Annotated in this window: 7 protein-coding genes and 1 rRNA gene; 4 read left to right on the forward strand and 4 right to left on the reverse strand. The window is 67.1% G+C overall.

Features of this window, described 5'->3' with window-relative positions; translation table 11 throughout:
• The 3 genes from Q0C81_RS11765 to Q0C81_RS11775 all read right to left on the reverse strand — a co-directional run.
• Positions 1-395 (reverse strand): 16S ribosomal RNA (locus Q0C81_RS11765); the annotation flags it as partial.
• Between the two features lie 912 nt (positions 396-1,307).
• Entirely contained in the window at positions 1,308-1,736 is a 429-nt protein-coding gene (locus tag Q0C81_RS11770) for a CBS domain-containing protein (protein ID WP_291837912.1), read from the reverse strand.
• A gap of 48 nt (positions 1,737-1,784) precedes the next feature.
• Complete coding sequence (locus Q0C81_RS11775) at positions 1,785-2,459, reverse strand: rhomboid family intramembrane serine protease (RefSeq protein WP_291837915.1); 675 nt, start codon at positions 2,457-2,459, stop codon at positions 1,785-1,787.
• Positions 2,460-2,591: 132 nt separating this feature from the next.
• Here Q0C81_RS11775 and hfaA point away from each other — a divergent pair, with 132 nt between their 5' ends.
• The 4 genes from hfaA (at position 2,592) to Q0C81_RS11795 (ending at position 8,194) form a co-directional block, all read left to right on the forward strand.
• Entirely contained in the window at positions 2,592-3,017 is a 426-nt protein-coding gene (hfaA, locus tag Q0C81_RS11780; RefSeq protein ID WP_291837917.1) for a holdfast anchoring protein HfaA, read from the forward strand.
• The gene (gene hfaB / locus Q0C81_RS11785) at positions 3,014-4,030 is read left to right on the forward strand and encodes a holdfast anchoring protein HfaB (RefSeq protein WP_291837920.1); all 1,017 of its coding nucleotides are present in this window, start codon (positions 3,014-3,016) and stop codon (positions 4,028-4,030) included. Before hfaA ends, hfaB begins: the two co-directional genes overlap by 4 nt.
• Entirely contained in the window at positions 3,957-5,213 is a 1,257-nt protein-coding gene (hfaD, locus tag Q0C81_RS11790) for a holdfast anchor protein HfaD (protein ID WP_291837923.1), read from the forward strand. Before hfaB ends, hfaD begins: the two co-directional genes overlap by 74 nt.
• Before the next feature lie 134 nt (positions 5,214-5,347).
• Positions 5,348-8,194, forward strand: a complete 2,847-nt coding sequence (locus Q0C81_RS11795; protein WP_291837926.1) for a pitrilysin family protein — start codon at positions 5,348-5,350, stop codon at positions 8,192-8,194.
• A gap of 129 nt (positions 8,195-8,323) precedes the next feature.
• Here Q0C81_RS11795 and Q0C81_RS11800 read toward each other — a convergent pair.
• Positions 8,324-9,036, reverse strand: a 713-nt coding sequence (locus Q0C81_RS11800; protein ID WP_367118011.1) for a hypothetical protein, incomplete at its 5' end; no start/stop codon positions are given.

Here is a 9,036-nt window from a genome sequence, read left to right on the forward strand (position 1 = left end):
AATCCTAAGACCTTCATCATTCACGCGGCATGGCTGCGTCAGGCTTTCGCCCATTGCGCAAGATTCCCCACTGCTGCCTCCCGTAGGAGTTTGGGCCGTGTCTCAGTCCCAATGTGGCTGGTCATCCTCTCAGACCAGCTACTGATCGTCGCCTTGGTGAGCCATTACCTCACCAACAAGCTAATCAGACGCGGGCCGCTCTAAAGGCGATAAATCTTTCCCCCGAAGGGCACATTCGGCATTACCACCCGTTTCCAGGAGCTATTCCGAACCTAAAGGCACGTTCCCACGTGTTACTCACCCGTCCGCCACTAACCCCGAAGGGTCCGTTCGACTTGCATGTGTTAGGCCTGCCGCCAGCGTTCGCTCTGAGCCAGGATCAAACTCTCAGGTTGAGTTGACTATCTGACCTAAAGCAGACCGATCCGAAGACCGGTTGGCATTAGTTCTACGTATTCTTGACGAGATCCCACGATCGCCTGATCCGAAGACCAAACGACATGGTGTATCTTTTCAAAAAGACCGCAGTTGTCAGTGTCGACATTTGATAACCCCGAAGGGTTATCGCTAGGACACCGCCGCCTGCGTTTCTCTTTCCAGATCAACGATTTCAAAGACCCGAACCGGAAGCTTTCCAGTCCCACCGTTTAGCGCCCGGTTCCGGCGGAGGCGGCGATTTAGTCGCCTCAGAAGTCCGTGTCAAGCGATCATTCCGAAGAGCGATCTCTTTTTTCCGGGCCCCGCCGAAGCGAGGGAGGCGGGTGTTTACCGCCTCATTTTCCTGCGTCAAGTGGTTCTTTTTAAAGAAGAACCTCTTTCTTCAGAACCGCCCCGGAAGGCGATGGAGGCGGGTGTTTAGCGCCTCCGTTTTCCGTGTCAAGCGGTTCTTTTTAAAGAAGAACCTCTCTCTGCGGGGCCGCCCCGGAGGGCGGTGGAGGCGGGCTTCTAGGGAAGTCCGTTCTCCGTGTCAACCGGGCTTTTTCAGCCATTTTGCGGAGAGAAGATCGAGACCTTCCAGACCGCAAAAAATCACCGGGAGGAAAGCCGAGAGGCTTGCCTCTGTGTTCGTTTCCGACGATTCGATTGGAGCGCGGAACCTAACCAAACCACCTTTCAGAAGCAAGACCCTTTCGGTTCTTTTTCCGTGGGGTCCCTGGAGGCTTTCGTCTCCGTGGGGCCCCGGTGGCCGGCCCGTTTCCGAGCGAGGCGGCGATATACGCAGCGGCCTTTTGGACCGCAACCTGAATCCGACAGTTTTACGAACTTTCTCACCGACTCCGGGTCGGCGGACGCCGGTCCATCCCCGCTCAGCCAGCCGCTATATAGGTTCTGAGGGATTCAGCCTCATGGGTGGCTTCGGCGATCTGGCATTTCACCACGTCCCCGATCGAGATGACCCCGGCCAGCCGCCCCCCGGCCAGGACCGGCAGATGGCGGATTCGGCGGTCGGTCATCCGCTCCATGAGAATCGAGACGGTTTCGGCCGGGGCGGCGAAGACCACATCGCCAGTCATGAAGTCGGAAACCGGACGCGTCAGCCCGGCCGCGCCCTCACGCGCCACGGCCCGCACCACGTCCCGTTCGGACAGAACCCCGACCACACGGTCGTCCTGACATACGATCAGCGCGCCGACGCGGCGGCGCTCCAACTCGCCGCAGGCCTCGGCCAGGCTCAAGCCCGGCGCGATGGCGTAGACGGCGTCTCCCTTGTCCTTGAGAATCTCGGCGACCAGCATGGCGGCGTCTCCCCTTCCCTTGAGAGCGGCGGCCGCGGCGGGGCCGCATCAGCCGGCAGGATCACCCGGATCGGCTTTCGAATCAAATCCGGTCCGACCGCTGAACATCCGGCTCCACGGCCCGATCGCCACCAGACCGAACAGATAACCGAACGCATGAGCCTCCCAGGCGATATCGGCGCTCGCCGTGCCGGGCATCAGGCCGATCAGGCCCACCACGACATTCATCCCCATCAGCACCGCCGAGATGGTCAGCACGCGCCGGTCGGTCAGGGACCTCAGCCCTCCATCGCGGCGGCCCAGCAGGCGGATCGCGGCGCCGGTCAGACCGAACACCGCACCCGACGCGCCGGCCCCCAGGTTCTGGCTCTCCATATGAAGGAGACCCCAGCCGAGGGCGGCGACCACGCCGCACGCCATATAGAAGAGAAGGAAACCGACCGCGCCGGCCGCGTCCGGCATGCGCCGCGCCACCGGCGGACCGAAGGCGAGCGCGCCCAGGGCGTTCATGCCCGCATGGGTCCAGCCCACGTGCACGAACATCGCGGTCAGCAACCCGGGCCACCACTGGCCGTCCAGGAGGGACGCGGGACGGAAGGCCAGGCTCACCCCACCGTCGGGCAATTCTCTCTGCACTATAAAGAGTGCGGGAATCGAAATGACGACCAGGATCGACACTAGCGGCGCGTTGAACAGCCGCTCACGGGGCGGCGCATCGGTCACGGCCGACCTCCGGTGTTTCGCGGCGCGGTCGCCGTCCGACGTTCTGGCAAGCGGTTCTTAATAACCATGTCCCAGATTGGCGCGCGGAGTGCTTAGCGCTCGGTAAACCGTGTTTCGGGGAGAATCGCCGCCATGCCAGCCAGATTGAAGGTCGCCGCCGCGATCGTGCTCGCCGCCGCCGCCCTCCCCGTCGCCGCCCAGGCACAGTCCGCGGGCTCGTCCAGCATGGGGACCTATACGGCCGGCTATGGCGGCGCGCGCTACAGCACGGCCCAGCCTCAGACAGGCTCGACCCGCGACGCCAACGGCAACCGGCTGATCGTCAACGGCATCATCCAGTCCGGCGCCAGCACCTATTCCAGCACCTCGGGCGGCGTGGGCTCCAACTACACCGGCGCGGGCCGGGGCCAGACCATCGGCGGCTCCACCGCCATCGGCAACAGCCTGAACGTCGTCGTCCAGGGCAACCACAACACGGTCATCGTCAACTCCAGCCAGGTCAACAACGGCAATGTCACCGCCGGCACCGACCTCAACGGCACCCTGAGGCTTCCATGAGCGCTGGCCGGACCCTTCGGCTGTTCAAGACCCTGGGGGTGGCCTGTGCGGCCGCCGCCCTCTTGAGCGGCTGCATCTCGGCGACCGCGAACTCTCGCGGCGTCTACGCCACCCCGATCGGCAATGCGCCGGTGACGGCCAACCCGACGCCCTATTCGGCGGCGCTGTACTGCATGGCCGACTACGCCCGTCGCTACAGCCTGCCCTCCCCGCGCATGGCGGTGGGCCGGATCGCCGACTACACGGGCACGGTCTCCGCCGACGGCGGACGCCAGGTCACCGGCGGGGCCTCGCTGATGGCCATGACCGCCCTGGCCAAGTCCGGCGCCCGGATGGTCGAGCGCTATGACACCTCGATCTCCGAAATGGAGCTACGCTACGCCAACAACCGCCTGATCGGCGACGAGGGCCCCGGCGGCGCGGACGACATCCAGTACCGCCGCATCATCGCGGGCTCGGTGCCGGGCTCGGACTTCTACATCATCGGCGGCATCACCGAGGTGAACCACAACATCCGCTCGGGCGGATTCGACATGGCCGCGGGCCAGGCCTCGACCGACACGCCGCTGTCGGCCGCCTTCGCCGGCCGGGCCTATGTCATGAACATCGCCATCGACCTGCGGCTGGTGCAGACCACCACGAACGAGGTCGTCGATGTCGTCTCGTACCAGAAGCAGATCATCGGCCGCGAGATCTCGGCCGGGGTGTTCGACTTCCTGAACGGCAATGTCTTCGACATCTCGGCGGGCGAAGGCGCGCTGGAGCCGGTTCAGCTGGCCGTCCGCGCCCTGATCGAGCGGGCGACGGTCGAGTTCATGGCCAATCTGTATGGCGCGCCCGGCCCCGAGGTCTGCCTGCAGGCCGGTCCGGACCCGCTGGGCGGCACGGTCGGCGCGACCGGCGGCTACTATCCGGCTTACCCCAACACGGAGACCAACAATGGTCAGACCCGTGCGGATCCGTCTCGCTGGCACGATCGCCGCGACGGTGATGTGCGTCGCAGCCGCTACTGAGGCCGCCGCTCAGACACCCCCGCAGGACAACAGCCTTGTCCTGAACAACCAGCTTCAGCTCGGCGATGTCTTCGCCGACCAGACGCTCAATGTGGTCGATTCCCAGGACCAGGTGACTGTCGGGACCACCGCCAACGGCAACACCGCCTCGGGCGCGGTCGAGAACGGCACGGTCACGGTCCGCTCGACGCAGGACATGCGGGGCGATTCCATCGCCACGACCTCGGTCACCCTGGGCGGCGACACCTCGGGTCCCGTCGCGGTGCAGTCCAATGCGGGCGGCAACTATCTGGCGGTCAGCGGCTATGACGCCGACGTCACCGTCGAGGCGACCCAGCGCAACACTGGCGGTCTGGTCGGGGCCCTGACCGAGGTCGGCGATGAGAACGCGCGCCTGCTGGCCGGAGGCGTCGTATCGGCCACGGCGACCTCCAACAGCGTCTCCCTGTATGGCGAACGCAGCGTCGTGCAGGGCACGATCGAACAATCGTCCTCCGCCACCGTGCGGGCCTACAGCCGTCTGGACAGCCAGTATGTTCCGGCCGCCGCCGAGGTGCAGGCCCAGGCCATGGGCAACGCCATCGGGGTGAACAGCGGTCAGACCTCGGGGCAGAACCTGGCCTTCGACCAGACCTCGACGGGCGACTTCATCGAGGCCGAGGCCAGCGCCAATACCGGCAACGGCTGGGATCTGGCCTCCCGCGCGCGCGCCGTCGGCAACTACGCCAACAGCTACAACTCGGGCGGCTCGGTCGTGACCGAGTCGGCGCAGGACAACTCGTCCTTCATCCGCTCGGCGACGACCACCACCGCCTATGACTATGGTCGTGCGCAAGCCTATGCGTCGGGCGCGGGCAACCAGCTGTCGGTGGGCAACAACGACATCTACGTCGAGATCGACAACAGCCAGATCAACACCGGCGGCGTCGACGTCACGGCGACCTTCTCGGGCACCAACGGCTATGACGTCTATGTGGGCGCCGAGGCCGTGGGCAACGCCGTTACCGGCTACTCCTGCTCGGAATGCCAGGGCTATCTCGAGGCCCGCAACACCCAGACCAACTCCGGCGATGTCTCGGCCCAGGCCAACACCGTCGTCTCGGGCTCCAACCGCGCGGTGATCTCCAGCGCCACGGCCACCGGCAACTCGGCCACCTTCTACGTCTCGCGGCCGTCGCATTAAACTTCGGTAACTTGAGCAAGAGGGGCCGGTCGCCGAAGGGTTGCGTCGGGGCGTCGGCGTTTTCAGATATCGCGGTCCTTCCTGTTTGCCGGCGCGCCCGCACGGGCTCATTGCGCCATCGGAGTCGACCGACCATGCGTTCCGCACGCCGCCTTCTTCTGCTCGTCGCCGCCTCGGCCGCCGCCCTGACGGCCGCCGCCCCGGCCCTGGCCCAAACCGCGCCGACCGACCCGTTCGCGCAGGGCGCCAGCGATATCCCGGCCGATTCCAACGTCCGTTTCGGCACGCTGTCCAACGGCATGCAGTACGCCGTGATGCGCAACGCCACGCCGCCGGGACAGGCTTCGTTCCGCCTGCGGATCGACGCGGGCTCGCTGATGGAGAACGACAACCAGCTCGGCCTGGCCCACTTCATGGAGCACATGGCCTTCAACGGGACGACCAACATCCCCGAGAACGACCTGCTGCGCATCCTAGAGCGTCTGGGCCTGGCCTTCGGCGCCGACACCAACGCCTCCACCGGTTTCGACCAGACCCTCTATATGCTGGAGCTGCCGCGCACGAACGATGAGACCGTCGACGCCTCGCTGCGCATCATGCGCGAACAGGTGTCCGAGGCCCTGATGGCCCCCGAAGCCGTCGACGCCGAGCGCGGCGTCATCGAGGGCGAGGAGCGCCTGCGCAACACGCCCGGCCTGCGCTCCGCCAAGGCCCAGTTCGCCCTGCTCGCGCCCGGTCAGCGGATTTCGCAGCGCTGGCCCATCGGCGACCTGGAGATCATCCGCAACGCGCCGCGTGAGCGTTTCGTCGAGTTCTACAACGCGTACTACCGTCCCTCGCGCGCGACCTTCATCGCCGTCGGCGACTTCGACGTCGATGTCATGGAAGCCAAGATCCGCGGCGCGTTCGAGAGCTGGCAGCCCAAGGCCGCCGATGGTCCCGAGCCGGACCTCGGCACCGTCGCCCCGCGCCAGCCGGAAACCCGCATCCTGGTCGAGCCGGGCATCCAGTCGAACATCCAGCTGAACTGGACCAAGGCCCCGGACCTGGATCCCGACACCGTGGCCGAGCGCCGCGACAACCTGATCACCAACCTGGGCCTGGCCGTGCTGAACCGCCGCCTGGGTGAGATCTCGCGCCGCGACAACCCGCCGTTCACCAGCGCCAGCGCCGGCCAGTCGACCCTCATCGACAGCCTGGACATCGCCTCGATCTCGGCCAGCTTCAATCCGGGCGGCTGGAAGCCCGCGCTGGAGACGATCGACCAGGAACAGCGCCGTCTGGTTCAGTACGGCGTCTCGGACGCTGAGCTGCAGCGCGAGATCACCGAGTACCGCACCGCGCTGGAGAACGCCGTCGCCGGCGCCGCCACGCGCCGGACGCCGGCCCTGGCCGGCAGCATCGCCAACGCGGTCAACGGCCGCACGGTCTTCTCCTCGCCGCAAACCAACCTCGACCTGCTCAACGCCGCGGTCGCCAGCCTGACGGCGGCGCAGGTCAACAGCAAGCTGCAGACGGTCTTCACCGGCGGCGGCCCGCTGGCCCTGGTCGTCACGCCGGTCGAGATCGAGGGCGGTGAAGCCGCCGTCACCGCCGCGCTGACGGCCTCGCGTCAGGTTCCCGTCTCCGCCCCAGCCGCCCAGGCCGCGCTGGAATGGCCCTACACCCAGTTCGGAACCCCGGGCACGGTGGCCAACCGCCGCGAGATCGCCGAAGTCGGCGCCACCGTGGTGACCTTCGCCAACGGCGTGCGCCTGACCGTCAAGCCGACCGACTTCCGTGACGAGCAGATCCTGGTCAGCGTCCACACCGGCATCGGCGAACAAGGCCTGCCGACCGACCGCTCGACCCCGCAGGCGCTGGCCGGCTTCTACGTCGCTCCGGGCGGCCTCGGCCGTCTGACCTTCGACGAACTGAACCGCGTCCTGAACGGCCACGTCTATTCGGCCGGTTTCTCGGTCGACAGCGACAGCTACTCGTTCTCGGGCGCCACCCGTCCGGCGGATCTCGGCCTCGAGATGCAGGTCCTGACCGCCTATCTGACCGATCCGGGCCTGCGCGCGGCGCCCTTCGAGCAGATCAAGGGCCTGTTCCCGCAGATCGTGGCGCAGCAGATGGCGACCCCCGGCGGCGCCTTCCAGGTGCAGGCCTCGGGCTTGCTCGCCAGCGGCGACAAGCGCGAATCCTTCCCGACCGCGCAGGAAGTGGCCAGCTGGACCATGGACGACGCCCGCGCCGGCATCACGACCGGCCTGAGCACCGGCCCGATCGACGTGGTCGTGGTCGGCGACGTGACCGTCGATGACGCCATCGCGGCCATCGCCCCCACGCTCGGCGCCCTGCCCCGTCGCGGTCCGGCCGCCCGCCCGGCGCCCGGCGCGACCGAACTGCGCTTCCCCGCCGCGACGCCCCAGCCGGTTCGTCTGACCCACAACGGTCCGGCCGAACAGACCCTGGCCTACATCGCCTGGCCGACCACCGACGCCGTGGAAGACCGGACCGAAGCCCGCCGGATCTCCGTCATGATGGAAGTGATGAAGCTGCGCGTGCTGGACGAAATCCGCGAGAAGCAGGCCCTGGCCTATTCTCCGAACACCAGCGCCAGCGCCTCGGACACCTATCGCGGCTACGGCTCGGTCGCCGTTCGGGCGGAAATCGCGGCTGACAAGGTTGATCCCTTCTACGCCGCGGTTGAGTCGATCGTCGCCTCGCTGCGGGACGCCCCGCCGACCGAGGACGAACTGAACCGCGCCCGCCTGCCGGTGATCGAGTCCCTGCGCCGCAGCCAGGCCAGCAATGAATACTGGCTGGCCCAACTGTCGGACGTGGCGGAGCGTCCCAACGATGTGGAGCAGACCCTGACCCACATCTCGGACCTGGAAGCGGTCACCCCGGCTGACGTTCAGGCCCTGGCCCGCCAGTACCTGCGCGGCGACACCGCCTGGAAGGCCATCGTGGTTTCGGCCCAGGCCCAGCAGTAGGCGATAAAAAAGGCCCCGGTCTCAGGACCGGGGCCAGTTTCGCTTCTCAGGATCGCCGGCGGAGAGCCGACGACCCCATATTTCTAGGCGTTCGCGCCTGACGGCAGGCTGAACGCGCCGTTCAACCCATCAGAACACCCGGCCGCCGACCCCGCCGTCCAGGGTCATGGCCCCGCCGGACACGGCCATGCCGGAGCGTTCGACCACTTCCTCGCGATACTCGGTGTAGGTCTCCTCGCGCATCCACGTCAGGATCTTCACCCCCGCGCCGTAACGGCGCAGCAGCGACCGCTCGTTGCACTCCCGCTCGGCGCGCTGCGTCCGGCACTCGACATTGCCGCCGCCGTACCACAGGGCCTCGCCCTTGCGGCAGCTGACGGTCTCGCCGTGGTCGAAGCGGACCTCGCCCTGATATTCGGCCCAGGTGAACTGCAGCGAGGCGCCGGCCAGGCAGCGGTACAGCTCGCCTTCATAGGAACCGTCGACCTCGCGGTCGGGGCGCACCTGGGAGGCGGGGTGCGGAATGTTGCGGTCGTCGATGCACACGGCCTGGATGACCACGCGCTTCTCCCACCGGCGGCGCGACTCATAAGGCACGCGCACGGTCTCGCGCACCCGCGCACCCTCGACCATCAGGCCGTTGATCGTGGTCGGATAGGGTTGATCGACCGTGACATAGGCCGAACCGCCGCCACCGCCGCCCCAGGTCAAGCCGCCGGCGCGGGCGTTCAGGCCGACGTTGGCGCGGGCGCCGGCGTTGGCGGCCGCGTTCACGTTCACATTGACGTTCAGGTTGCCGCCGCCGCAACAGGACGGGGGCGGAGGCGGCTGGCAGCACACCG

Origin of the sequence: Brevundimonas sp. (assembly GCF_023259385.1) — a bacterium.
Classification (GTDB): Bacteria; Pseudomonadota; Alphaproteobacteria; order Caulobacterales; family Caulobacteraceae; genus Brevundimonas.